The sequence below is a fragment of the Azospirillum sp. OGB3 genome (genome assembly GCF_014192915.1).
Lineage (GTDB): Bacteria > Pseudomonadota > Alphaproteobacteria > Azospirillales > Azospirillaceae > Azospirillum.
In genome coordinates, this window is record NZ_JACHYN010000002.1 from 109,553 (window position 1) to 133,735 (window position 24,183).

At 69.1% G+C, this 24,183-nt stretch carries 25 protein-coding genes; 12 read left to right on the forward strand and 13 right to left on the reverse strand.

The features are described 5' to 3' along the window. Positions 1-52: 52 nt before the first annotated feature. Together FHW79_RS04385 and FHW79_RS04390 are read left to right on the forward strand one after the other, a co-directional pair. Positions 53-622, forward strand: a complete 570-nt coding sequence (locus tag FHW79_RS04385; RefSeq protein ID WP_014239485.1) for a hypothetical protein — start codon at positions 53-55, stop codon at positions 620-622. Between the two features lie 157 nt (positions 623-779). After that, positions 780-1,016, forward strand: a complete 237-nt coding sequence (locus tag FHW79_RS04390) for a hypothetical protein (protein ID WP_183177829.1) — start codon at positions 780-782, stop codon at positions 1,014-1,016. A gap of 77 nt (positions 1,017-1,093) precedes the next feature. On the opposite strand, the gene FHW79_RS32510 is transcribed toward FHW79_RS04390, so the two are convergent. The 3 genes from FHW79_RS32510 to FHW79_RS04405 form a co-directional block, all read right to left on the reverse strand. Continuing rightward, positions 1,094-3,820 (reverse strand): NahK/ErcS family hybrid sensor histidine kinase/response regulator, encoded by a 2,727-nt coding sequence (locus FHW79_RS32510; protein WP_183177830.1) that lies wholly within the window; start codon positions 3,818-3,820, stop codon positions 1,094-1,096. After that, positions 3,817-5,079: a nitric oxide-sensing protein NosP gene (gene nosP, locus FHW79_RS04400; protein WP_183177831.1), complete on the reverse strand. Its 1,263-nt coding sequence runs from the start codon at positions 5,077-5,079 to the stop codon at positions 3,817-3,819. The genes FHW79_RS32510 and nosP overlap by 4 nt, the downstream gene beginning before the upstream one ends. Positions 5,080-5,237: 158 nt before the next feature. Next, positions 5,238-6,434: an acyltransferase family protein gene (locus FHW79_RS04405; RefSeq protein WP_183177832.1), complete on the reverse strand. Its 1,197-nt coding sequence runs from the start codon at positions 6,432-6,434 to the stop codon at positions 5,238-5,240. 313 nt (positions 6,435-6,747) lie between these two features. On the opposite strand from FHW79_RS04405, the gene FHW79_RS04410 reads away from it, so the two are divergent. Beyond that, positions 6,748-7,212: a preQ0 transporter gene (locus tag FHW79_RS04410; protein ID WP_137102420.1), complete on the forward strand. Its 465-nt coding sequence runs from the start codon at positions 6,748-6,750 to the stop codon at positions 7,210-7,212. Between the two features lie 114 nt (positions 7,213-7,326). Here FHW79_RS04410 and FHW79_RS04415 read toward each other — a convergent pair whose 3' ends face one another. After that, positions 7,327-9,168 carry a CHASE domain-containing protein gene (locus tag FHW79_RS04415; RefSeq protein ID WP_183177833.1) on the reverse strand — a complete coding sequence of 614 codons (1,842 nt, stop codon included), beginning with the start codon at positions 9,166-9,168 and terminating at the stop codon, positions 7,327-7,329. Positions 9,169-9,182: 14 nt separating this feature from the next. Beyond that, positions 9,183-9,596: a response regulator gene (locus FHW79_RS04420; protein WP_183177834.1), complete on the reverse strand. Its 414-nt coding sequence runs from the start codon at positions 9,594-9,596 to the stop codon at positions 9,183-9,185. Positions 9,597-9,909: 313 nt separating this feature from the next. Here FHW79_RS04420 and cimA point away from each other — a divergent pair, with 313 nt between their 5' ends. From cimA to FHW79_RS04460, 8 genes are all read left to right on the forward strand, one after another. Beyond that, complete coding sequence (cimA, locus tag FHW79_RS04425; RefSeq protein WP_183177835.1) at positions 9,910-11,514, forward strand: citramalate synthase; 1,605 nt, start codon at positions 9,910-9,912, stop codon at positions 11,512-11,514. Between the two features lie 16 nt (positions 11,515-11,530). Then, positions 11,531-12,301: an RNA methyltransferase gene (locus FHW79_RS04430; protein WP_014239496.1), complete on the forward strand. Its 771-nt coding sequence runs from the start codon at positions 11,531-11,533 to the stop codon at positions 12,299-12,301. A 62-nt stretch (positions 12,302-12,363) separates the two neighbouring features. Continuing rightward, on the forward strand, positions 12,364-13,056 hold the full coding sequence (locus FHW79_RS04435) for a PAS domain-containing transcriptional regulator (protein ID WP_247884204.1): 693 nt from the start codon (positions 12,364-12,366) through the stop codon (positions 13,054-13,056). Positions 13,057-13,212: 156 nt separating this feature from the next. Beyond that, a complete protein-coding gene (locus FHW79_RS04440; protein WP_183177837.1) occupies positions 13,213-13,425 on the forward strand; it encodes a hypothetical protein in 213 nt (70 codons plus the stop codon). 153 nt (positions 13,426-13,578) lie between these two features. Beyond that, positions 13,579-13,875 carry a N(2)-fixation sustaining protein CowN gene (gene cowN / locus FHW79_RS04445; protein WP_014239500.1) on the forward strand — a complete coding sequence of 99 codons (297 nt, stop codon included), beginning with the start codon at positions 13,579-13,581 and terminating at the stop codon, positions 13,873-13,875. 183 nt (positions 13,876-14,058) lie between these two features. Next, on the forward strand, positions 14,059-14,673 hold the full coding sequence (rpsD, locus tag FHW79_RS04450) for a 30S ribosomal protein S4 (protein ID WP_094303161.1): 615 nt from the start codon (positions 14,059-14,061) through the stop codon (positions 14,671-14,673). Positions 14,674-14,759: 86 nt separating this feature from the next. Next, positions 14,760-15,032: an AbrB/MazE/SpoVT family DNA-binding domain-containing protein gene (locus FHW79_RS04455; RefSeq protein ID WP_348984037.1), complete on the forward strand. Its 273-nt coding sequence runs from the start codon at positions 14,760-14,762 to the stop codon at positions 15,030-15,032. After that, entirely contained in the window at positions 15,022-15,357 is a 336-nt protein-coding gene (locus tag FHW79_RS04460; protein WP_183177838.1) for a type II toxin-antitoxin system PemK/MazF family toxin, read from the forward strand. The genes FHW79_RS04455 and FHW79_RS04460 overlap by 11 nt, the downstream gene beginning before the upstream one ends. Positions 15,358-15,449: 92 nt before the next feature. On the opposite strand, the gene FHW79_RS04465 is transcribed toward FHW79_RS04460, so the two are convergent. Further along, positions 15,450-16,553 (reverse strand): alkene reductase, encoded by a 1,104-nt coding sequence (locus tag FHW79_RS04465; protein WP_183177839.1) that lies wholly within the window; start codon positions 16,551-16,553, stop codon positions 15,450-15,452. 206 nt (positions 16,554-16,759) lie between these two features. Between FHW79_RS04465 and FHW79_RS04470 the strand changes: the two genes are divergently transcribed. Next, positions 16,760-17,431: a TetR/AcrR family transcriptional regulator gene (locus FHW79_RS04470; RefSeq protein ID WP_183177840.1), complete on the forward strand. Its 672-nt coding sequence runs from the start codon at positions 16,760-16,762 to the stop codon at positions 17,429-17,431. Between the two features lie 8 nt (positions 17,432-17,439). Here the strand turns inward: FHW79_RS04470 and rarD are convergent, their stop codons facing one another. From rarD to FHW79_RS04505, 7 genes are all read right to left on the reverse strand, one after another. Further along, the gene (gene rarD, locus FHW79_RS04475; protein ID WP_183177841.1) at positions 17,440-18,429 is read right to left on the reverse strand and encodes an EamA family transporter RarD; all 990 of its coding nucleotides are present in this window, start codon (positions 18,427-18,429) and stop codon (positions 17,440-17,442) included. A gap of 100 nt (positions 18,430-18,529) precedes the next feature. Continuing rightward, a complete protein-coding gene (locus FHW79_RS04480) occupies positions 18,530-18,958 on the reverse strand; it encodes a hypothetical protein (protein WP_183177842.1) in 429 nt (142 codons plus the stop codon). 142 nt (positions 18,959-19,100) lie between these two features. Next, on the reverse strand, positions 19,101-19,442 hold the full coding sequence (gene grxD / locus FHW79_RS04485; RefSeq protein WP_014239508.1) for a Grx4 family monothiol glutaredoxin: 342 nt from the start codon (positions 19,440-19,442) through the stop codon (positions 19,101-19,103). Positions 19,443-19,501: 59 nt separating this feature from the next. Next, positions 19,502-19,741, reverse strand: a complete 240-nt coding sequence (locus tag FHW79_RS04490) for a BolA family transcriptional regulator (RefSeq protein ID WP_038531271.1) — start codon at positions 19,739-19,741, stop codon at positions 19,502-19,504. Between the two features lie 298 nt (positions 19,742-20,039). Next, on the reverse strand, positions 20,040-22,220 hold the full coding sequence (gene purL, locus FHW79_RS04495) for a phosphoribosylformylglycinamidine synthase subunit PurL (RefSeq protein WP_183178296.1): 2,181 nt from the start codon (positions 22,218-22,220) through the stop codon (positions 20,040-20,042). 32 nt (positions 22,221-22,252) lie between these two features. Next, a complete protein-coding gene (gene purQ, locus FHW79_RS04500) occupies positions 22,253-22,957 on the reverse strand; it encodes a phosphoribosylformylglycinamidine synthase subunit PurQ (RefSeq protein WP_014239512.1) in 705 nt (234 codons plus the stop codon). A 208-nt stretch (positions 22,958-23,165) separates the two neighbouring features. Then, the gene (locus tag FHW79_RS04505) at positions 23,166-24,095 is read right to left on the reverse strand and encodes a LysR substrate-binding domain-containing protein (protein ID WP_183177843.1); all 930 of its coding nucleotides are present in this window, start codon (positions 24,093-24,095) and stop codon (positions 23,166-23,168) included. Positions 24,096-24,183: the final 88 nt, after the last annotated feature.

Sequence of the window (24,183 nt, forward strand, 5' to 3'; positions counted from 1 at the left end):
GCCCACCCTGTCCCTGCTTTCGGGCAGAATTTATTCAGGGACGAGGACGGCGATGACCTGCATTGTTGGCTTGGTGGACGGCGATCGTGTGTGGATGGGCGGTGACAGCGCGGGCGTGAACGGCCTGGACATCACCGTACGCGCGGACACCAAGGTGTTCCGCAACGCCGATCTGCTGATCGGCTTCACCAGCAGCTTCCGCATGGGCCAGCTTCTGCATTACCGGCTGGAGCCGCCGCACCGCGACCCCGAGGCCGACGTCTTCCGCTACATGGTCGTCGATTTCGTGGACGCCGTGCGCGGCTGCCTGAAGGACGGCGGCTACGCCCACCGCTCCAACGACGTGGAGACCGGCGGCACCTTCATGGTCGGGTACGAGGGGCGGCTCTTCTCGATCCAGTCCGACTATCAGGTGGGCGAGGCGGTGCGCGGTTATCACGCCATCGGCTGCGGGTCCGACTACGCGCTGGGCTCGCTCGCCTCCACGGTCGGCCTGCCGGCGGAGGAGCGGGTGCTGAAGGCGCTGGAATGCGCCGAGCTGTTCAGCGGCGGCGTGCGCGCGCCCTTCACCATCCAGTCGATGGTTCGCCGCCCGCATCTGGCGCTGACCGAAGCGGCGTAAAGCCACAATAAAAATCAGGACTTCCCGCGCCGTTTTCGCCATCCGGCAAGACGGCGCGAAGTCATGCCTGCGCCATGGCAAACTGTGTTATAGGGACGGCGCTCCGTCCGCCAGAGATGGAGAAGAAAAAGACCATAAATACAGTGGGTGCTAGAGAATGGTGGACCAAACTGTTGGTGATGCGGATCGTTTGATCGGCGAAGAGTCGCGCGATGTCTCGGGTCATGTGCATGGCCTGCCGGCTTACTGCAATTCGCCTTACTTCGTGTTCCCGGCACTGATCCTTCTGCTGATCATGCCGCTGTCGATCCTTTTCCACCCGTCCTGGATCGTTCCGCTGGCCGAGCTGTACGCGGTCGGCATGATGGTGACGATCATCCGCCTGACGCGCTGACGCGTCGGCCTTCCCCCGCCCCGGCCTTTCGCTCCCGCTTCCCAGGGAACGGCCGGGGTGGAGCCCATTCCGTCTCCTTACGCCAGCAGGCCCGTCATCACCGCGCGGAGCTGCGCCGGCCTCACCGGCTTGTTCAGCACGTGGCAGCCCTTGGCCTGCGCCTCCTCCACCACCTCGGCGGTGCGGTTGGCGGTGATCAGGACCGACGGCAGGTCCGCCCCGCAACGCTCGCGCACCCGCGCGATCTCGGTGAAGCCGATCACCCCGTCGTCCAGGTGGTAGTCGGCGAACAGCACGTCCGGGGCCACCGCCCCAAGCCCGGCCAGCGCCTCATCGCCCGACGCCGCGGTGGCGACGCTGCACCCCCAGCCCTCCAGAAGCGCGCGCATCCCGGCCAGCACCGCCGGCTCGTTGTCGATCACCAGCACCCGGGTGCCGGCCAGCCGGTTCGAGGCCGTCTGCACCGGCGCCTCCAGCGCGCGCACCGGGCGCGCGTAGCGCCCGAAGGGCACCGTCACCGCGAAGACCGACCCCCGGCCCGGCTGCGACCGCACGGTGATCGGGTGGTCGAGCATCCGCGCCACCCGCTCCACGATGGCGAGACCGAGGCCCATGCCGCGCACCCGCTCGTTGGCGCAGGGCGTGTCGAGGCGGCGGAACTCCTGAAAGATCTCGTCCAGCTTGTCGGCGGGCACGCCGGGGCCGGTGTCCCAGACCTCAATCCGCAAACCTTCCGGCGTCCGCCGGCAGCCGACCAGCACGCGCCCGGCGCCGCCCCGCGCCGCCCTCTTCGCCTGGGTGTAGCGCAGGGCGTTGGACAGGAAGTTCTGCAAGATCCGGCGCAGCAGACGGATGTCGCTGCGCACCACGGCGTGGCTGGGCACGACGCAGAGGTCCAGGCCCCGCTCCTTCGCCACCGCCGCGTATTCGGTGGCCAGCGCGCCGAACAGGCTCTTGATCGGGAAATCGGCGATCTCCGGCCGCACCGCCCCGGCGTCCAGCTTGGAAATGTCCAGCAACGCCGACAGCAGGTCCTCGACCGAGGCCAGGGCGACGTCGATGTTGTCGACCAGCCCGCGGTTGGGCTCCGGCTGCTCCAGGTCGCCCAGCGCCGAGACGAACAGCCGCGCCGCGTTCAGCGGTTGCAGCAGGTCGTGGCTGGCGGCCGCCAGGAAGCGCGTCTTGGACAGGTTGGCCTGCTCCGCCTCCGCCTTGGCCAGCCGCAGCGCCTCCTCCGCGGCGATGCGCTCGGCGATCTCCTGCTGGAGCTGGCTGTTGAGGCGTGTCAGCTCGGCGGTGCGCTCGACGACGCGGCGCTCCAGGCTGTCCTTGGCGTCGGCCAGCGCCTCCGCCGCCATGCGCCGCTCGGTGATGTCGTGGATCAGGCCGAAATAGCCCAGAACCTCCGGCTTGCCGCCGCCGCGCCGCTCGCCGAAATGCGGGATGTAGGTGGCGACGGCGTAGCGCGGCGCTCCGTTCTCGCCGGGCAGCTCCAGGTCGAAGGTCACCTCCTCGCCGGCCAGCGCGCGCAGCACGTAGGAGCGCCGCACCTCGTAATACAGGTCGCCCAGCGCCGCCCACATGGGCTGGCCCTCGATCTCCTCGCGCTTGCGGTTGAACCAGCCCTCGTAGGCCTTGTTGACGAAGCGGAAGCGCTGCTCGGCGTCGACATAGGCGATCAGCGCCGGCACCGCGTCGGTGACCAGCCGGATGCGCTCCTCGCTGTCGCGCAGCGCCTGCTCGGCCCGCTTGCGCTCGGTGATGTCGGTGAAGGTCAGGACGAAGCCGCCGCCCGGCATGGGGTTGCGGCTGATCTCCAGCACCGTGCCGTCCAGCCAGGGCTGCTCGACGAGGCAGCTCGGCATCATCAGCGCCTTCAGCGACAGGCCGCGGTCGCCGAGGGCCGCGTGGTGCAGCACGAAGTCGGCGAAGCCCGCCCCGCGCTCCGCCACCTTGGCGGGCAGGCGCAACAGGCCGGTGAAGCGCTCGTTCCAGGCGACCAGCCGCTGGTCGCGGTCGTACACCCCGACCCCCTGGGCGATGTTGTCCAGCGTCGCCTGGAGGAGCGCCGACTTCTCGGCCAGCTCGCGCTCGCGGCGGCGGGTCTCATGCTCCTTGATGTCGGTGATGTCGGTGTAGACGCCGACCACCCCGCCGTCGCGGGTCCGCCGCTCGTTGACCTGGACCCAGCGCCCGTCGGCCAGCCGGTAGACGTAGGGACCCTTCAGCGCCCGGTGCTGGGCCAGCCGTTCCGACAGCCAGCGGTCGGGCCGCGGGTAGGCGTCGGCGATGGTGCGCGAGGAGGCGGCCAGCTCGGCGATCTCCTGGAAGCGGATGCCCGGCAGGATGCGGTCGCGGATTTCCGGCCACAGGGCCAGATACTTGCTGTTGCACAGGACCAGCCGGTCGTCGGCGTCGAAGATGGCGAAGCCCTCGTTGACCGACTCGATGGCCTCCGACAGGCGGCCGCGCATGGTGTCGGCCAGCTCCTTGGCGCGGGCCAGCGCACGGTGGCTGTCCTCCAGCTCGCGCAGGGCGCGTTCCAGTTCCAGCGTGCGCTCGCGCACCTTCTGCTCAAGGACGATGGCGGTCTGGAACAGGGAGAAGGCGCCCCCCTGCACGTCCATCGACCGCTCCACCCGGTCCATCAGCACCTGATTGATGCGGCGGAGCTTGGCGTTCTCGCGCTCCAGCGCCTCCAGCCGCTTGTCCTCGCCGGTGGGGGGAGGGGTGGCTGGAATGGTGGCGGGCGGTGTTTCAGCGGGTGGGCGGGACGGTTCCCGCCAGTCGAAGATGAGCGTCATCGCGCACCTATCGCGACACCGGTGAAGGTCTGGTTGACGTGCATGGCGTTGTACTGCTCGCCGTAGGCGCAGAAGCCGACGACGTTGTGCCGCGCCAGCGCCGCTGACATGACGTGCTTGAGCTGCCGCTGCTCCAGCTCCAGCCGGCGCAGGATGCAGTCGCAGCCGAGCACGAGGTCGGGCGGCCCGCCGACCTCCGCGGCCAGCTTGCGCATCATCTCCTCAAGGTTCTCCACCGGGTCGACGCCGCGGGCGACGGTCAGCACGATCCCCTCGTCGATGGCGCAGTAGAAGGTCAGGCTCTCGTCGTCGTTGACCTTCTGGATGGAGCGGACATGGTATTCGCCCCCCACCCGCACGACGACGGGATAGGCGGCGAAGATCAGGGGGGTCAGCGGCTCCCCCTCCAGCCCGACCATGCGGGCGTACTCGCGGCCCGCCGGCTCGGCGTTGATCTCGGTGACGATGCGGCGCTGCGGATCGGCCCCGGTCACCACCATCTTGGCGTCGGACGCCACGAAATGCTCGGTCCGGAAGACCACGAAGCGGCGCGCCGTGGTGACCAGCATCAGCACGGCGGCGTTGGTGTGGAACCGCCCCTCGTGCAGGACGAAGGTGCGCTCGAACCGCAGCTCGTCCCCGGCGGAGCCGCCGAACAGCGGGATGTCCATCAGCACGCTGTGCAGCGCGCTGACCACCATCTCCTCCGCCCGCGACATGCCGTCGATCATCAGAAAGGCGAAGCTGCCATGGTCGGGGAAGGCGTCGGTCCGGGCGGCCAAGGCGACGTCGCGCTGCTCCATCAGGTTGCGCAGGACGCGCGGCGCCTCGGCGATGGAGAAGCGGTCGAGGTCGTCGATGCGCTGGGTGGCGATGGTGAAGTCGGCGCGCGGGAAGCCGATCCCGACCAGCGACCCGGCGGCATAGCCGAAGGGCGTGATCTCCCCCGCCGTGGTGCAGCCGACCACGGGCACCGGCCCGAACAGCTCGGCCAGCGCCGCCGCCAGCTCCACCCGGTCGTAATGGGCGGAGCAGAAGACCAGCACCATCTCCAGCTCCGCGGCGGCGGCGGGGTTCCCCCCGCACAGCCCCTCGAACAGGTCACGCGCGGCGGCGGGGGCGTCCTCCGCCATCGAGACGGCCCGCGGCAGGGACGGGCTGGGCGCGCTGGGCACAGAGGCGCTGGGCGGAGCATCGGAGAGGAGAGCGTCCGAGGCCGGATGGCTGGTCACAATGCGGGTCCCGAAAAGCATCGGCATGGCATCCAACACCCCAGACAGCCACCCGACGCCGGAAGGCCGGCCGGGGAATGTGGGCGGATGACCTATAGGTTACTTCAGCGCCGCCCGCCGGGCAAAGCCGGCGCGGGGGTGCGGGCATGCGACCATCGTCTAAGAAAGCTTGGCGTTGCCCATGCTCAGCCGGTCCGGCGCGCCATCGCCTCGCGGCCGCGCGCCGGTGTGCTTCGTTTCTTCGCGTCGCCCGGCGGGACGCCGTTCATCAGGAAGCGCAAGGTCGGCGAGCGGCGGACCAGCCCGTGATGGAACGCCAGCGGCACGAACAACCCCACCGCGGTGACCGCCGCGAACTCCAGCAGGGGCGGGGCGGTGACGGCCAGCAGGGCGAAGCCGGCGGCCATGACCACCAAGTGGTGCAGCAAGTAGATGGTGTAGGAGGCCTGCGACAGCGTCCGCACCCGGCGGCTCTCCGCCGAGAAGAAGGACTGCGTCAGACCAAGGACGAAGCGGAAGGCCGACCAGGCGGCGACGGCGCGCAGCGCCTCGTCGAGGAAGCGGACCGGCATCGGCTTCTCCACGCCGACCATGCCGATGTGGATGGCGAAACAGACCAGATAGGTCAGGGCCACGCCCCAGCTCGCCTTGGCGTAGCGCGCGGCCCCGCCCGGCCAATGGGCGATCAGCACGCCGACCGCGAAGAAGCCCGCCGAGACGACGATGCTCACCGCCGTCGAGTTGGTCGGCACCAGCGGCGTCACCAGCCAGTCGGAGATGTTGTCGAAGCCCAGCACCCCCATCATGACGAGGCTGAGCAGGAGCGGAGGCAGCCAGTCCGGCGGATCGGCCAGCCAGCGGGCCGGCCCCGGCGCGCGCTCCGCCAGCCGCCGGTGCAGCGCGACCAGCAGCGGGTAGGCGAGGCAGAGCGCCAGCACGCTGATGAACAGCTCGACCAGGAACCACAGGTGATAGACGAGCCCGCCGCTCCAGAAGGCCGCGGGGACGGTTTGGGTGACGAATTCGCCTGCGGTCAGGCCGGGGTCGATGGCGCGGCTTTCCATCCAGAGCTGCGCGACGTTCAGCGTCGCCGCCATGGCGACCAGCGGCACCAGCAGCCGCGAGGCGCGCGAGGTCAGCACCGCCCGCGGCCCGTGGCGGCGCAGGCTGTGGGTGATCAGCAGGCCGGAGATCAGGAAGAAGGCGGGCATGCGGAAACTGTGGATGAAGTCCGCGAACAGCCCGATCCAGGCGATGCCGTCGGGCGAATTCATCACCCAGTCGTAGCCCGGCGTGTAGATCAGCGCCGCGTGGTAGGGCACGCCGAGGATCATCAGCAGGCTGCGCGCCGCGTCCAGCGAATGATCCCGTGTGCCGCCCATTCCAATTGATACGCCCGCCGTCGCCATCGCCCACACCTTTCGGGGTCTCTTTCGTTTCACCTCTCCGAACGAACGCGCCAGGGCATCGTCCGGACGCGCTAGGGGCGGTGGCGCATTCGGGGGACCGAGGTGGGGGTAAGCCGTTCTTACCGGTTGCGCTCCGTCCGCACCGGCGCGCCGAGGGCTCACGACGCAAGGGTTCACGGCGATGGCCCGGACCTGTTACAAGACCGCTGCGGAGCGCTCGCATTCACGCGGGTGGCGCCGTCGTTCGCGCCCGTATTTCCGCGGGTGGCTTTTGGAGGATTCCGTCATGCTCTGGCTCGCCGCCTACATCGGCAGCGTACTTGCCATCAACTACGCCTTCAGCTTGGCGCCGCATCTGGATCTGGTGTGGTCCTGCTGGGCCGGGTTGATCTTCATCCTGCGCGACATGGTCCAGGTCCGTTACGGCCACTGGTCGCTGGCCGCCATGCTGGCCGCCACGCTGCTGTCCTTCCTGCTGGCCGACCCCTTCGTCGCGACGGCCAGCGTCACCGCCTTCGCGGTGTCGGAACTGATCGACTGGGGCGTCTTCACCGTCACCCGCCGCCCGCTGCGCGACCGGCTGTGGATCAGCGCCGCCCTGTCGGTGCCGGTGGACACGGCGCTGTTCTTCGGCATGCTCGGCATCTGGGACCCGACGGTCTGGGCGGCGAGCCTCGCGTCCAAGCTGGCCGGCGTGTCGGCGGTGTGGATGCTGATGCGCGCCCGGTCGGCGCGGCCGGCGACGGCCTGATCCGGTCCCGGATTTGGCAATCGCCGACTCGGCGACCCGCCGGTTCCGCCGCGGCTGGTCCCAGCCGTGCCGGGGCAACGCGGCGTCGGCGATTGCCAAAAGGACCGCAGGGCGTCAGGCCACGGAGGCCGCGGTCTCGGTGGTTTGGCGGGGGACGGGCGCCTCGTCGGGGATCTCGACCAGGAAGATGGCGCCACGGCCCGGGCGCGACAGCACGCGCACCCGGTAGCCGAGCAACCGGCTGAGCCGCGCCACCGTGGCGAGGCCGAGGCCGAGGCCCTTGCGCCGATCGCGCTCCGGATTGCCGATCTGGTAGAAGTCCTCGAAGATCAGATGCAGCCGGTCCTGCGGGATGCCGGGGCCGGTGTCCTGCACCTTGATGGCGGTGAATCCGCGCGCCTGCCGGCAGGTCACGCGGATGGTGCCGCTGTGGGTGTATTTCAGCGCGTTGCTCAGCAGGTTGCGGACGATCCGCTCCAGCATCGCCGGGTCGGTCGTCACGCGGGCGCCGCCGCAGGTGACGCGGAAGCCCAGACCCTTGCCGGCGGCCTCCAGCCGGCCCTCCTCGCAGATGCGCTCCAGGAAGACGGGCAGGTCCAGCTCGGAGAGCTGCGGGCTGATCACGCCGGTTTCCAGAGTGGCGATGTCCATCAGCGAGTTCAGCAGGCGCTGCGTCGCCTCGAACCCGTCGCGGGCGGCGTCCAACAGCTTGCGCAGCCGGGGGCTGTCCGCCTGCTCGCCGATCATGTGCAGATAGATGCCCAGCGTCTGGAGCGGCTGGCGCAGGTCGTGGCTGGCGGCGGCGAGGAAGCGCGACTTGGCGGCGTTCGCCTGCTCCGCCTCGGCCCGCGCCAGCGCCAGCGCATCGTAGCTGCGGCGCAGCTCCGCCATGCGGTCGCGGTCCTGCAGCACGGAGTTGACGGTGGCGACCAGAAGCAGCGTGATGATCAGGCCGGCGAACAGAACCGCCCGCGGCGTGGCGCTGGCCACGCTCTCGTCGAAGGCGTGGGTGCCGGACAGGACGAGCGTCCAAGGGCGGCCGAACACCTCGACATGGAGGGTCTCCCGGAACGCGGCGTCGCGGGCGACCGCGGAATCGAACATCAGGGAGTCCGCAGTAATCTCCGTCCCGTCATGGACACGGATGTCCAGGAGCTCGGACGCGCCCCGGCTCATGATGCTGCGCATCAGGTCGTGCGCGCGGAAGGGGCTGTAGACGAAGCCGAGCAGAGCCTCCCGCCGGTCGGTGGCGGTGGTCAGGGGCAGGGCTTGGTCGTAGACGGGCACATAGATGAGGAAGCCGGGCTGCACGTCCTCTTCGGTTTCCTGGACCAGCCGCAGCCGGGCGGTGGCCGCGGCGGTGCCGCTGCCGCGGGCGCGCTCCATGGCGGCCTGGCGGGTCGGCTCGGCGTGCATGTCGAAGCCGAAGGCCCGCAGGTTGCGGCTGGCGAAGGGCTCGATGTAGATGATGGGAAAATATTCTGGCCGTTCCCCCTCCGGCGTCACGCGGTAGCTGTAGAAGCCGGCGGCGTGCAGCGACGCCTCGTGCTGCTCCCGGTCGGACGCCTTGACGCGCTTGGCGTAGCCGATGCCCTGGATGCCGGGATAGCGGTCCTCCACATGCAGGCCGGTGACGTAGGCCCGCCATTCCGTGCGGCTGATCTGCCCGCCGCCGGCGTCCACCATCGCCACGGCGCCCTGGAGCATCTGTTCGTAGGTGTCGAGCCGCGCCGTGACGTCGCCCGCCAGATCGCGCGCCAGAGCGCGGAAGCGCGCCTCGGCCAGCCGGTGGTTCTGCTCGGTCAGCAGCCACCAGGCGAGTCCGGTCAGCAGCAACCCCAGCCCGAAGACCGCCCAGCTTTCCCAGGAACGGAACAGCCGTCCGTCGGATACGGCGGCGCGCTTGCGCTTAGGCTTGAGCGGTGCGGCGGGCGCCGGCGGTAAGGGAACGTCCATGCCGGTCCGGCCCGTCACGCCGTACCGGCGGCCTGTTCCCGCAGCACCTTGGTCAGCACCGCCTGCAGATGGGGCGGCAGCACCGGTTTCTGCAGGACGGTCAGCCCACGGGCGCGGGCGTCGCGCAGCCCTTCGGTGGAGGTGTCGCCGGTGATGATGACGCCCGGCACCTCGGCCCCTGACTCCGCCCGGATGCGGTCGATGGCCTGCACCCCGGTGCGCCCTTCGCGCAGCCGGTAGTCGGCCAGGATGGCGTGCGGCGTTTCCCCGGCGATGGACAGGCGGTCGACAGCCTCGCCCTCGCTTTCGGCGGTGACGACCCGGTACCCCCACATCTCCAGGAGGAGATTGAGAGCCTGCAGAACCGTCCGCTCGTCGTCGATCACCATGACGAGCTTGTCCTGGTCGTCGTCACCCGCGGAAGTCACTGTGTCCAATCCATCCGTTCAGAAAGGCCGGTGATCTTACAGACCAACAGGCATCCGGCCAGAAAATAGTACCGCACCCGTGAGATGGGCGCCATGCAGAGGGGCGGCTGTGTAGCACAGACGATGGTTTGTTCGGTCAGTACATTTGTCCTATTACCTCCATTGCGTGCCTATGGCCGGCGCGGCAAAGCCCCGCATTCCTGATGGGTTCGATCAAAAGCATTGAGCTGGCGGAGCGCATCGTCCATTCTTCCGGCCCTCCGGACAGTCCTATGACCTTCCTTCGGGCGACCAATATCTTCGGGCGGCGGCAATGACGGGCGAACGCATATATCTGTATGACACCACGCTGCGCGACGGGGCGCAGACCCAGGACGTGGATTTCTCCGTCGCCGACAAGATCGCCATCGCCCGCGACCTCGACCGGCTGGGAATCGACTATGTGGAAGGCGGCTGGCCCGGCGCCAACCCGACCGACGACCAGTTCTTCGCCGAGGCGCCGGACCTCGCCCGCTCGACCTTCACCGCCTTCGGCATGACGCGCCGTCCCGGCCGCAGCACCGCGAACGACCCGCAGCTCGCCGCCCTGATCCAGTCCAAGGCGCGCGCCGTCTGCATCGTCGGCAAGACCTGGGACTTCCATGTCGACGTGGCGCTGGCCATCCCGCGCGAGGAAAACATCGCGCTGATCGCCGACAGCATCGCCGCGCTGAAGGCCGCCAAGGGCGAGGCGCTGTTTGACGCCGAGCATTTCTTCGACGGCTACAAGCGCAACCCGGCCTATGCCGCGTCCTGCATCAAGGCCGCCTACGAGGCGGGGGCGCGCTGGGTCGTGCTGTGCGACACCAACGGCGGCACGCTGCCCCACGAGATCGACGCGATCGTCCGGCAGGTGATCGAGGAGCATGGCATCCCCGGCGACCGGCTGGGCATCCACTGCCACAACGACACCGAGAACGCCGTCGCCAACTCGCTGGCCGCGGTGCGCGCCGGGGTGCGGATGGTGCAGGGGACGATCAACGGGCTGGGCGAGCGTTGCGGCAACGCCAATCTCGTCTCGCTGATCCCGTCGCTGATGCTGAAGATGGGCTGCGACGTCGGCATCCGGCCCGTCGACCTGCCGCTGCTGACCGAGATCAGCCGCAAGTTCGACGAGCGGCTGAACCGCGCGCCGAACCGCCACGCCCCCTACGTCGGCGCCAGCGCCTTCGCCCACAAGGGCGGGCTGCACGTCTCCGCCGTGGAGAAGGACCCATCCTCCTACGAGCATGTCGAGCCGGAGGCGGTCGGCAACCGCCGCCAGATTGTCATGTCGGACCAGGCGGGCCGTTCCAACGTCATCGCGCGGCTGCGCGAGATGGGCATGGCCGTGGACCCGAAGGACGAGCGGCTGAACCGCCTGCTCGACGTCGTGAAGCAGCGCGACACCGAGGGCTACGCCTACGACACCGCCGAGGCCAGCTTCGAGCTGCTGGTCCGCCGCGAGTTGGGCGAGGTGCCCGACTATTTCACCCTGAAACGCTTCCACGTCACCGACGAGCGCCGCTACAACGCCAAGGGCGAGCTGGTGGTGGAGTCCGAGGCCGTCGTCCGCGTGAAGATCGGCGGCAAGGAGTATCACGAGGTGGCGTCGGGCAACGGCCCGGTGAACGCGCTGGACACCGCGATGCGCAAGGCGCTGGAGCCGCTGTACCCGCTGCTCGGCGGGGTGAAGCTGTCCGACTACCGCGTGCGCATCCTGGCCGCCAAGGACGGCACCGGCGCCATGCCGCGCGTGCTGATCCGCTCGCGCAACGGCGACGGGCAGGAATGGTCGACGCTGGGCGTTTCCACCAACATCATCGAGGCGTCGATGGAGGCGCTGGTGGACAGTTACACATTCAAGCTGTTTAAAGGCGGCGCAACACCGCGAAGCTGAGACCAACGTTCAGATCATGACCTCCGGCAAAGACCCCAACCGGCCCTCCGTCCTGGGCGGGCCGACCATCATCCTCGTGCAGCCCCAGCTCGGCGAGAACATCGGCGCCTGCGCACGGGCCATGCTGAATTGCGGCCTGACCGAACTGCGTCTGGTGAAGCCGCGCGACGGCTGGCCGAACGAAAAGGCGGTGGCCGCGGCGTCGGGCGCCGATCCGGTGCTGGACGGGGCCAAGCTCTACGACACGACGGCGGAGGCCGTGGCCGACCTGAACGTGGTCTTCGCCACCACCGTCCGCACCCGCGGGATGATCCAGGAGTTCGTCACCCCGCGCGTCGCCGCGACGGAGCTGCGCGCCCATGTCGACTCCGGGCACAAGACCGGCGTGCTGTTCGGGCCGGAGCGCACCGGTCTGGTCAACGACGACCTGACGCTGGCTTCAACGCTGATCACCGTGCCGCTGAACCCGGCCTTCTCGTCGCTCAATCTGGCGCAGGCGGTGCTGCTGATCGGCTACGAGTGGTTCCAGACCGGCGAGACCCCGCCGGACCGCGTGCTGCACACCGGCCAGACCCGCCCGGCGACCAAGGCGGAGCTTGTGAACTTCTTCGAGCATCTGGAGGGCGACCTCGACCGCACCGGCTTCTTCACCTCGCCGGAGAAGCGCCCGTCCATGGTCCGCACGCTGCGCAACGCCCTGGAGCGGATGCAGATGACCGAGCAGGAGGTCCGCACTTTCCACGGCGTCGTCGCGGCGTTGACCGGGCGGCGCAAGGGCGAACCGTAACCCTCTTCCCTTCCGGGGCTAATCGCTGCCTATACTGCCCCATGGAATACACCTTGCAGCATATGGACGTTGGCCTCGTCCTGCTCGACGGCGACCGGCGCGTCGTGTCGGTCAACGCGTCCGTGGCGCGGATGCTGGGGCGCGACCGTCCGCTGCTGGGGGCCAGCCTGCACGACCTGCACCCGCCGGGCAGCCGCGCCAAGGTGGAGTTGCTGCTGGCCGCGGCGCACGACCCGGACTCCCCGGCGGCGGCCAGCTCCATGATGGTGGCCCTGCCGGGGCGGACCATCGTGGTGAAGGCCACCGCCCTGCCGCCGGGCGGCGGCGCCGCGTTGGCCCTGATGCTGTTCGAGGTGACCGGGAAGGCGCTTGGCGAGCCGGCACCGCCGCCGCCCGCGGACGCGGCGCCCGAACCGGTCACGCCGCTGGTGAAGCTGCCGATCACGACGCGGCAGGGCGTGGTTCTGATCGACCCCGCCGACGCGGTCTATGTGCAGGCCGACGGGCATTACACGCGGGTTCACACGGCGGACGGCGCCTTCTTCTGCTCGCTCTCCCTGTCGGAGCTGGAGGCGCGGCTCGACGGGCGGCAGTTCGTGCGGGCGCACCGCCGTTACTTGGTTAACCTGCGCCACGCCCAGGCCATCGACCGCAGCGACGGGCGGGCCGCCTTCGTCATGGCCGCCCCCGGCTCCCCCCGCGTGCCGGTCAGCCGCGGCCGGATCGAGCAGCTGAAGAAGCTGCTGGCTCTTTAGCTTTTCCCCTCGCGCGCATCAGGGTTGTTCCCGCCGCCCTGTGACATCCCGCGTCGGTTGATCCGCCTCAATCGCTCCGAGCCGTTGCGGGCGTAGAACAAAGCCATGGCCGGCGCCCGCATCGGGTGGGCGCCAGGATGACGAGGAGACACGGCCATGGCTTTCCTGGACGACGACCACGCCTATGTGGACCAGCTCGTGGTGGAGTATTACGGCGACCGCCTGACCGGGATGGCGCCGGAGCGTCTCGCCGCTCTGCACGCCCTGTTTGGCGAGGTGATGTGGCACGAGGGGATCGAGGCGCTGACTCCGCAGCGGCTGAACACGCTGCTGGACTTCACCGAGGAAGAGCTGTCGCACGCCGCCTGAATGGGGTGTCTGAATGGTAAGAGCGCGAACCGTTCGCGCAGGACACCCGCCGTTCACGCCGTCCGCCCGCCGTTCGTGCAGCGGGTCTTGTTCCAAGGCCCGCCTTCCGCGAAGAGGAATGTCAAGACATCCTCCTTTGTGGGAATTACGACCGTGGACGCAACCGACACCCCCGACCGCTACGTCTCCTTCAAGGGCATCGACTGCGAGGGAAACTCCCGCCGCATCATCGAGCGCCTGTACATGCACATCGACGACCCGGCCAAGACCAACGCCTTCTGGGAACGTTTCCGGGCGAAGCTGGCCGTGGCCGACGATCCGTTGAAGCGTCAGGCGGACGGGCTGTGCCTGCTCTGCGCCAACGTCTATTACATCTCCGACCTGTTCGAAGAGTACGAGGACGAGGAAGGTCTGGCGATGCTGCGCCAGCTTGAGGACGAGTGCTGCTGACGCCGTGTGGTCGACACGACTCATGGTTTGACCCGACTCATGGTTTGACAAGGCGCGCCGAATCCGTATAGTGCGCGCCTTCACTCCTGGGAAAGCGGGCGTGCCTCTTGTTTGCGCCCCGTCCGCGGCCTGTTCCGCGGAACTACCGGGACAAAACCAACTCGTGTTCCACCGAGGACCAAAATGGCCAAGCGTCAACAGTCCAAGTACAAGATCGACCGCCGCCTCGGCGTCAACCTCTGGGGCCGTGGCAAGTCGCCGATCAACAAGCGTGAGTATGGTCCGGGCCAGCACGGCCAGCGCCGCAAGAAGCCGTCCGACTACGGCCTGCAGCTCATGGCGAAGCAGAAGCTGAAGGGCTACTACGGCAACATCGGCGAGAAGCAGTTCCGCCGCATCTACGCCGAGGCCGTGCGCCGCAAGGGCGACACCGGCGAGAACCTGGTGGGCCTGCTGGAGCGCCGCCTGGACGCGGTGGTCTACCGCATGAAGTTCGCGCCGACCCCGTTCGCCGCGCGCCAGATCATCAACCACGGCCACATCCTGGTCAACGGCCGCCGCCTGAACATCCCGTCGGCCCAGATCAAGGAAGGCGACACCATCGAGGTGCGCGCCAAGTCCAAGCAGATGGCCCTCATCCTCGAGGCCGCCGCCTCGGGTGAGCGCGACACCCCGGACTACCTGGAAGTCGACTCCGGCGCCCTGAAGGGCCGCTTCGTCCGCGTCCCGCTGCTGGCCGACATTCCGTACCCGGTCCAGATGGAACCGAACCTGGTCGTCGAGTTCTACTCGCGCTGACCGTTCGGCCCAGCCGACACGCGAAAGGCCGCGCCTCCGGGCGCGGCCTTTTTCGTTTGGGCCTTTTTCGTTTGGGATGGGCGGCCGTGGCCGCCGGTGCTACTGTTGTAGAGCACCGGGCGATGGAGACGGCAATGCACATCTCGCGGTTGGCCGCCGACAACAGGGCGTTGATTCCCGAGGATGTCTGCGCCGCCTTGGGCTTGAAGGAAGGCGACCCGATCCTGTTTTCCGTGAAGGACGGGCAGGCGGTGATCCGCAAGGCGCCCGTTGTCGATACCGCTTATCTGAAAGCGCTGGAAGGCGGTCTGTCGGAATGGGCCTCGCCCGAGGACGACGAGGCGTTCGATGATCTTTGACCGCTGGTCTGCGGTGGTCCTTCCGTTTCCCTTCACGGATCTTGGCACAGCCAAGCGACGGTCCGCGCTGGTTCTCTCACCGGCGAATTTTCAGCAGGCTCATGGCCACATCCTGTGCGGCATGGTCACGAGCGCCGCGCACAGCGCGTGGCCTTCAGATGTCGATCTCGTCGCCTATGCCGAAGCCGGTCTGAAGAAGCCTTGCAAATTCCGCTGCAAACTTTTCACGCTCCAGAACGATCTGGTGCTCTACGGGCTTGGCACTCTGGCCGAGGCCGATCGGCTGACCGTGACCGCGGTGACCTCCGGACTTCTGCCGCGATAGAGCTGCCGGCTTTCATAGAAAAAAGCCGGAACCCTTGCGGGTCCCGGCCTTGAGGTGCGGGGATCGGGGGCAATCCCCGCGGGGGAGAGGGATCAGGCGTCGGCCGTTTCCAGCGCCGGATAGTCGGTGTAGCCGCGGGCGTCGCCGCCGTAGTAGCTGGCCTTGTCCGGCGTGTTCAGCGCCGCGTCGCGGCGGAAGCGCTCCGGCAGGTCCGGGTTGGCGATGAAGGGCTCGCCGAAGCTCACCGCGTCCGCGGCACCGGCGGCAAGGGCCGCCTCGGCCTGCTCCTTGCTGTAACCGCCGTTGATGATGAAGGGACCCTTGAAGATCCGGCGCAGCTCCGCCGCCAGATGCGGGGCGCCTTCGGGCGGGGCCATGTGGTGGCCCGGCTGGCCTTCGATGACGTGCAGGAAGGCGAGGCCGAAGGGGTTCAGCGCCTCGGCGACGTGGGTGTAGAGCGCCCGGGGATCGCTGTCCGCCATGTCGTTGAAGGTGCCGGTCGGCGACAGCCGGACGCCGACACGGCCGGGGCCGACGGCGGTGGTCACCGCGTCCACGATCTCCAGCAGGAAGCGCGCCCGGTTCTCCACCCCGCCGCCGTAGCGGTCGGTGCGCTTGTTCGTGCGGTCGCGCAGGAACTGGTCGATCAGGTAGCCGTTGGCGCCGTGGATCTCCACCCCGTCCAGCCCGGCGTCGAACACCGCGCGCTTGGCGGCGTCGGCGAAGGCCTTGACCAGACCGGGGATCTCGTCGGTTTCCAGGGCGCGCGGGGTGGGGAAGGGCACGAGGCCCTTGCTGGTGTAGGACTGGCCGGCGGCGGCGATCGCCGAGGGGGCGACCGGCAGGGCGCCGTTCGGCTGGAATTCCGTGTGGGAGATGCGGCCGACGTGCCAGAGCTGCGCGGCGATCAACCCGCCCTTGGCGTGGACCTCCTCCGCGATGCGGCGCCAGGCGAGCGTCTGCGCGTCGGTGTGGATGCCCGGCGTGCTGGGGTAGCCCTGGGCGGTCGCCGAGACCTGCGTCGCCTCGGTGATGATGAGGCCGGCGGAGGCGCGCTGGCCGTAATACTCGGCCATCAGCGGCGTCGGGACGTTGCCCTCGCCCGCGCGGCTGCGGGTCATCGGCGCCATGATGACGCGGTTCGGCAGCTCCATGGAGCCAAGACGCAGCGGCGTGAACAGATCGGCGGTGGTCATGATGCGGTTGCCCTCTCGATTCAAAAATCGGGTCCCACGTTGGGGCGTCCCAAAGTGAGGTCCGGGGGTCCGCGGGTTGGGCGGCGCCCGGTATGTATGTGGGTACATACTTGTCAGCACCATCCGGGCTTGTCAAGTATGCACGTGCATACCTATTATCATTTCAGCCGCCACACGGATCGGCGGCGAGTGAGAGGGCCTGCATCGTGGACAAGACCGACACCCCGGCCACCGCCCCGGCGATCGACGACGGCAGTTGCGGCAGCGGAGCCGACGCACCCGCGCGCAAGCGCGACCGCGAGGCGACCAAGGGCGTGCTGCTGGACGCGGCCAAGATGGTGTTCGCCGAGCGCGGCTTCGACGCCGCGACCACGCGCGACATCGCGGGACGCGCGGGTGTGAACGAGCAGTTGATCCAGCGCTATTTCTCGGGCAAGGCCGGGTTGCTGCTGGCCGTCGTGGAGCGCTACGGGCGCGAGGAGGGGAGCGGCTGCGCCATGCCGCCGCCCGGCGACGATCTGGAGGAGGATCTGGCGGCCTTCCTGCTGCACCAGCTCCGCCACGCCTGGAAATGCCGCGACTTCACGCGGGTGATGCTGGCCCGCGCGCTGGTCGATCCGGACATCGCGAACGAGATGGCCCGCACCCTGTCGGAAAGCCGCATCCCCTGCCTGCTCAGCCGGCTGGAGATCTTCCGCGAACGCGGGGCGATCGCGGCGGACGCCGACCTCGCCCATGTCGCGGCGGGCATCGCCACGCTCAGCTTCGGGCTGGGCTTCCTCGATCAGGTGGTGTTCGGGCGCTGCCCGGACCGCGTCAACGAGGTGGTGAAGACGCTCGCCCACACCATGGCCCACGGCCTCGCGCCGCGGGCCTGACCCCCTCCTCAGTCCGCTCGGCAGGCGGCGGCGCGGGCCTGCTCCGCCCGCGCCTGTTCCGCGCGGGCTTCGGCGCGGGCGGCCCGGTGGGTGACCAGCGCGTCCGCCGAATAGAGCGCCAGCGCCACCCAGATGCAGACGAAGGCCAGCAGATGGGAGGAGGTGAAGGCCTCCCCATAGACCGCGACGCCGAGCAGCAGCTGCCCGGTCGGGCTGATGTATTGCAGGATGCCGATGGTCGACAGCTTCAGCCGGGCGGCGCCGACCATGAACAGCACCAGCGGGATCGCGGTCACCGGGCCGGTCAGGATCATCAGCAGGTCGGTGCCCAGCCCGTGGACGCCGAAATTCCCCAGCCCGTGGGCGCCGAGCCACAGCAGATAGGCGATGGCCGGCGGCACCAGCAGCACGGTTTCCACCAGCAAACCGATCACCGGGTCGATGGCCGCCTTCTTGCGGACCAGCGCGTAGACGCCGAAGCTCAAGGCCAGCGACAGCGCCACCCAGGGGACCTCCCCGTAGGACAGGACGAGGCTCAGGACACCCGCCGCCGCGATCACGACCGCCACGCCCTGCCGCTTCGACAGCCGCTCCTGAAGGAAGGCCATGCCCAGCAGCACGTTGATGATCGGGTTGATGTAGTAGCCGAGGCTGGACTGCACCAAATGGCCGTTGTTCACGGCCCAGATGAAGATGGTCCAGTTGCTGCCGATCAGCGCCGTCGTCACGAGGAAGATGCCCAGCCGCCGCCAGCTTCCCACCCCGCGCACGATGCCGGACAGGCCGCGCGTCGGCACCAGCCACAGCCCGATCAGCACCACCGTCCACAGCACCCGGTGGGCGACGACCTCCACCGCCCCGACGTTGCCGAGCTGCTTGAAGAAGATCGGCGCCAGCCCACCCCAGATCAGGAAGGCGGTCAGGGCGGCGGCGAAGCCCAGGGTGGCGGGGTTGCGCCCGTCGGCCTGCGGCAGGGAGGGGGAGGGAGTCTGGGCCATGACTCCCCTTTACCATGCCCAAGAAATGGGCGATAGGAACGCCCCCTCATGCCCGCACTGCGCGCCGGGAATGCCGCATTTCCCGCAGGGGTTTTCCCGGTCAGCCCCCTCCGCCGCCTGCGGTGCCGCTTCCGCTGCCGGCGGGGGCTCCGCTGCGCGGCATCGCGCCGGACGACCCCGACGAGCCCCGGCCGATCGGGACGTTGGTGCCGACGCCCTCGTTGCGGACCAGCGCGCGGGCCTCGCGCAGCCGGTCCACGCAGCCGTCCGGGTCGCCCTTGCCGGTGGCGGACCGCGCCTCGCCCAGCAGACCGCGCAGCCGGTCCTTCTGCTCACCGGTCAGGGCGGTGTGGTTGCGCCCGCCGGCCACCACCTTGTCGCCCAGGAACAGGTCGGAGAAGCGGGACACCTCGTCCCGGCAGGCGGTCAGCCGCTCCTGCTTGGGCACCGTTCCGTCCTGACCCTGCGCCAGAGCGGGAAGAGCCATCAGAGCCAGCAGCGCCGCCGCTGGAAACACGCGCCTGTCCATGACCGGGCCTCCTTTTTCGTGCCGACACCTCCGCGGGTTCGTCCTTGGAAAAACAGAGGCGGGCCGGGGCCTGTTCCGCCAAAGGAAAAGGGCTCCGCGGTGGCGGAGCCCTTTGTCACATCCCTTCGACGGGGATGGCCGATCAGGCGTTGGCGCCCGTCGCGACGCCCTTGTCGGCCAGCAGCGACTGCAGCTCGCCCGACTCGTACATCTCGCGCACGATGTCGCAGCCGCCGACCAGCTCGCCCTTGACGTAGAGCTGCGGGAAGGTCGGCCAGTTCGAGTAGTCCTTCAGCCCCTGGCGCAGGCCCGGGTCCTCCAGGATGTTGATGCCCTTGAACTTCACGCCGACGGTGCTGAGCACCTGGACGACGGCGGCGGAGAAGCCGCACTGCGGGAAGACGGGCGTGCCCTTCATGTACAGCACGACATCGTTGCCCTTGATGTCCTGCTCGATGCGATCCTTGACGTTCTGGTCAACCATGTCTCTCGGCCTTCTTACGATGTCATCGTGACTTGGGGGGTGTCTTGCGGGATGCCGTTCTACGCGCCTTCCGGCACGGCGGTGGTCAGGGCCAGGGCGTGCAGTTCCCCGCCCATCCGGCCCTGGAGGGCGGCGTAGACCATCTGGTGCTGCTGCACGCGCGACTTGCCCTTGAAAGCGGCGGAGGTGACCAGCGCGGCGTAATGGTCGCCGTCGCCGCGCAGGTCGGCGATCTCCACCGTCGCGTCCGGGATGCCTTCCCTGATGAGCTTCTCGATCACCGCGGCTTCCATCGCCATGGCCGTCATCCTGTTCCGTCAAACCCTGCCCATGCGGGCGCTGCCCGTATAATTAGGCGGAGCAACCGGGTTTGTCACCGGAGAAGAGACGACATTCCGCGGTGCGAAGCACTCGCCCCCTCCCTAGCCCTCCCCCGCTTACGCAGGGGAGGGGACTTTTCTCCCTCCCTTGCGAAGCGGGGGAGGGAAGGGGCCCGCGGCGAAGCCGTGGGAAGGGTGGGGGCAAAACTCCGCCCCAAAACGAAAAGGCCGGGCGTCAGCCCGGCCTCCCGTTCTTCGACCCCACGACCGCGTCCGATCACTCGGCGGCGGCCATGTAACCGGGCAGCCAGGCCTCGTTGGCCGCCTTCAGGCGGGCGATGGTGATCGCCTCGCCGCCGCGGCCGGTCAGGGCGGTGCCGTTGGTCTTGCCGAGCACGCTCACCGGCACGCCGGCGGCCTTGGCCTTCTCCTGCACCGCGGCGGCCTTGTCGGCGCGGACGGCCAGGACGTAGCGGCCCTGGTCCTCGCCGAACAGGGTACCGGCGTCCGCACCGTCGAGGCCAGACAGGTTGGCGCCGATGCCGCCGGCCATGGCCATCTCGGCCACGGTGACCAGCAGGCCGCCGTCCTGGATGTCGTGGCTCGACACCACCAGACCCTCGGCGATCAGGCCGCGGACGAACTCGCCGTTGCGGCGCTCCACCGCCAGATCGACCGGCGGCGGCGGACCCTCTTCGCGGCCCAGGATCTCGCGCAGGTAGAGCGACTGGCCGAGATGGCCCGTGCCCTCGCCGACGAGCAGGATGGTGTCGCCCTCGTTCTTGAAGGCGATGCCGACGGCGATCATGGCGTCCGGCAGCAGGCCGACGGCGCCGATGGCCGGAGTCGGCAGGATCGCCTCGCCGTTGGTCTCGTTGTAGAGCGACACGTTGCCCGACACGACCGGGAAGTCCAGCGCGCGGCAGGCGTCGGCCATGCCCTGGATGGCGCCGACGAACTGGCCCATGATCCGCGGCTTCTCGGGGTTGCCGAAGTTCATGTTGTCGGTGACGGCCAGCGGCAGGGCGCCGACGGCGGACAGGTTGCGGTAGGCCTCGGCCACCGCCTGGGCGCCGCCGCGCACCGGGTCGGCGAGGCAGTAGCGCGGGGTGCAGTCGGTGGTGACGGCGATGCCCTTGCTCTGGCCGGGCAGCCGCACCACGCCCGCGTCGGCCTGACCGGACATGAAGCGGGTGTCGCCGTTCACGAGGCTGTCATACTGCTCCCAGATCCAGCGCTTGGACGCCTGATCGGGGCAGGCCATGATCTTTTCCAGGATGTCGCCCAGCGACTTGTCGGCCGGCAGGGCGCGCACGGCGTCCTCCAACTCCGCGGCGGCCGGGGTCGGCTCCCACGGGCGGTCGTAGAGCGGCGAGGCGTTGGAGACCGGCGCGATCGGCATGTCGCACCAGGTCTGGCCGTGCATCTTGATGACCAGCTTGCCGGTGTCGGTCAGCGTGCCGATCACGGCGAAGTCCAGCTCCCACTTGTCGAAGATCGCCTTGGCGACCTCCTCGCGGCCGGGCTTCAGAATGATCAGCATGCGCTCCTGGCTTTCGGAGAGCATGATCTCGTAGGGGGTCATCCCCTCCTCGCGCATCGGCACGTCGTCGAGCACCAGCTCGATGCCGAGCCCGCCCTTGCCGGCCATCTCGACCGAGGAGGAGGTGAGGCCCGCCGCACCCATGTCCTGGATGGCGACGATGGCGTCCGTCTCCATCAGTTCCAGGCAGGCCTCGATCAGCAGCTTCTCGGTGAAGGGGTCGCCGACCTGCACGGTCGGGCGCTTCTCCTCCGAATCCTCGCTGAACTCGGCCGACGCCATGGTGGCGCCGTGGATGCCGTCGCGGCCCGTCTTGGAGCCGACATAGACCACCGGGTTGCCGATGCCCGCGGCGGCCGAATAGAAGATCCGGTCAGCCTTGGCCACGCCCACGGTCATCGCGTTGACCAGGATGTTGCCGTTGTAGGCCGGGTGGAAGTTGGTCTCGCCGCCGATCGTCGGCACGCCGACGCAATTGCCGTAATGGGCGATGCCGGCCACCACGCCCGACACCAGATGGCGGGTCTTGGGATGCTCGGGCGCGCCGAAGCGCAGCGCGTTCATGTTGGCGATGGGCCGGGCGCCCATGGTGAACACGTCGCGCAGGATGCCGCCCACGCCCGTCGCCGCGCCCTGGAAGGGCTCGATGTAGGACGGGTGGTTGTGGCTCTCCATCTTGAAGATGATGGCGTCGCCGTCGCCGGCATCGACCACGCCGGCGTTCTCGCCGGGGCCGCAGATGACCTGCGGGCCGGTGGTCGGCAGCGTCATCAGCCACTTCTTCGACGACTTGTAGGAGCAATGCTCCGACCACATCACCGAGATGATGCCCAGCTCCGTGTAGGTCGGCTGGCGCCCCAGGATCTCCAGGGCGTTGTTGTATTCCCCTTCGGACAGGCCGAACTCGCGGGCCATCTCCAGGGAGACTGCGGGCTGCTGCGCGGTGGTCACGACAGGGCCTCCACCAGACCATCGAACATGGGCTTGCCGTCGGTGTTGCCATGGAAGGCGGACACCGCGTCCTCGGGGTGCGGCATCAGGCCGAGCACGGTGCGCTTGGCGTTGAAGATGCCGGCGATGTTGTCCAGCGAACCGTTCGGATTCCAGTCGTTCCGGTTCCAGCGCGGGGCGGCGTCGCCCTCGTCGCTGACGTAGCGGAAGGCCACCTGGCCCTCGCCGTCCAGCCGCTTCACCGTCTCGGCGTCGGTCCAGTAGTTGCCGTCGCCGTGCGCCACCGGGTAGCGGACGATCTGGCCCTTGCGGTACTTGGCCGTGAAGGGGCTGTCCGTGTTCTCCACCCGCAGATGCACGGTGCGGCAGATGAACTTCAGCTTGGCGTTGCGCATCAGCGCGCCGGGCAGCAGCCCCGCCTCGGTGATGATCTGGAAGCCGTTGCAGATGCCGAGCACCCGCACGCCCTGATCGGCCCGCGCCTTGACCTCGCGCATGATCGGCGAGTGCGCCGCCATGGCGCCGGAGCGCAGATAGTCGCCATAGGAGAAGCCGCCCGGCACGAGGATGAGATCGACCTTGGGCAGTTCGGTGTCGCGGTGCCAGACCAGATGCGGCTTGGTTCCGCTGGCGGCCTCCAGCGCGGCGACGGCGTCGCGTTCGCGGTTGGAGCCGGGGAAAACGATGACGGCGGCCTTCATGGGGCTTGGAAAATCCGGCGTCGTGGGGGGAACGGTTCGAGGCCGGACACTAAAGGCCCCGCCCCGCCAAAGCAAGGGCAAGGACCCATTCCGCAAGGTGATCGCCCTTCAAACCCCTCTCCCGCCCCGGGAGAGGGAGGGGCCCGCCGCTTGCGGCGGGAGGGTGAGGGTGCCGTCCAGGATCAGCGCCTTGATCCTCGCACGACCCTCACCCGGCGCCTTCGGCGCCACCCTCTCCCGGGGCGGGAGAGGGATTGCCGAACGTCATGGCCTGCTCGCGCAGCCAATCGGGGAAGGCGGGCGCCTCGGTGTGGCCGCGCTGGCGGCTTTCCAGCAGGTAGTAATGGCCGGACACCACCCCCTCGGCCCCCAAGGGCGCGGTCAGCCGGCCGGTCTCCAGCGGGCGTTCCACGAACAGCCGCGGCACGATGGCGACGCCCAGCCCGTCCTCCGCCGCCTGGATGGCGAAGTAGGTGTGGTCGACCTCCATCCGGTTGCGGAAGGCGTCCAACTCCAGCCCGTGGGCCGTGCTCCAGGCCGGCAGCAGGTCGGCGCGGGCGCGGATGGTGATGACCGTGCGGCGGGTCAGGTCGGCGGGGCTGCGCAGCGTCTCCAGCCCCGGCAGCGACGGGCTGCACACCGGCACGCAATGCTCGCGCATCAGCGGCAGCGGCTTCAGCCCGGCGAAATGGGCGGGGTCGCGGCGGATGGCGTAGTCGAAGGGCCGGCCGATGTCGATGGGGCCGGGGGCGGTGGACAGCGACACCGCCAGCTCCGGAAAGCGCTGCTGGAACAGGGGCAGGCGCGGCAGCAGCCAGTGCATGGCGAAGGTCGGGATGCAGTCCACCCGCAGCGTGCGCCGCCCGTCGCCGTCGAGCAGCGTGTCGGTCGCCTGCTGGATCTCGGTGAACAGGTCGGCGATGCGGGTGAAGTAGCGCGCCCCGGCCTCGGTCAGCCGGACCTGCCGCTGGCTGCGGTCGAACAGCGGAACGCCGAGGAAGAGTTCCAGGCTGCGGATCTGGCGGCTGACCGCGCCGGGAGTGACGTTCAGCTCCTCCGCGGCGAGGCGGAAGCTGGAATGGCGGGCGGCGGCGACGAAGGCGCGCAGGGCGTTCAACGGCGGGAAGCGAGAGGACATCCGTTGAGTTTTTCTCACCGGTCAGCGGAAGACAAGTCGTTTGTCGGTGTCCGACCGGCTGGCTAGGGTGCCTGCCGATTTCCGTCGT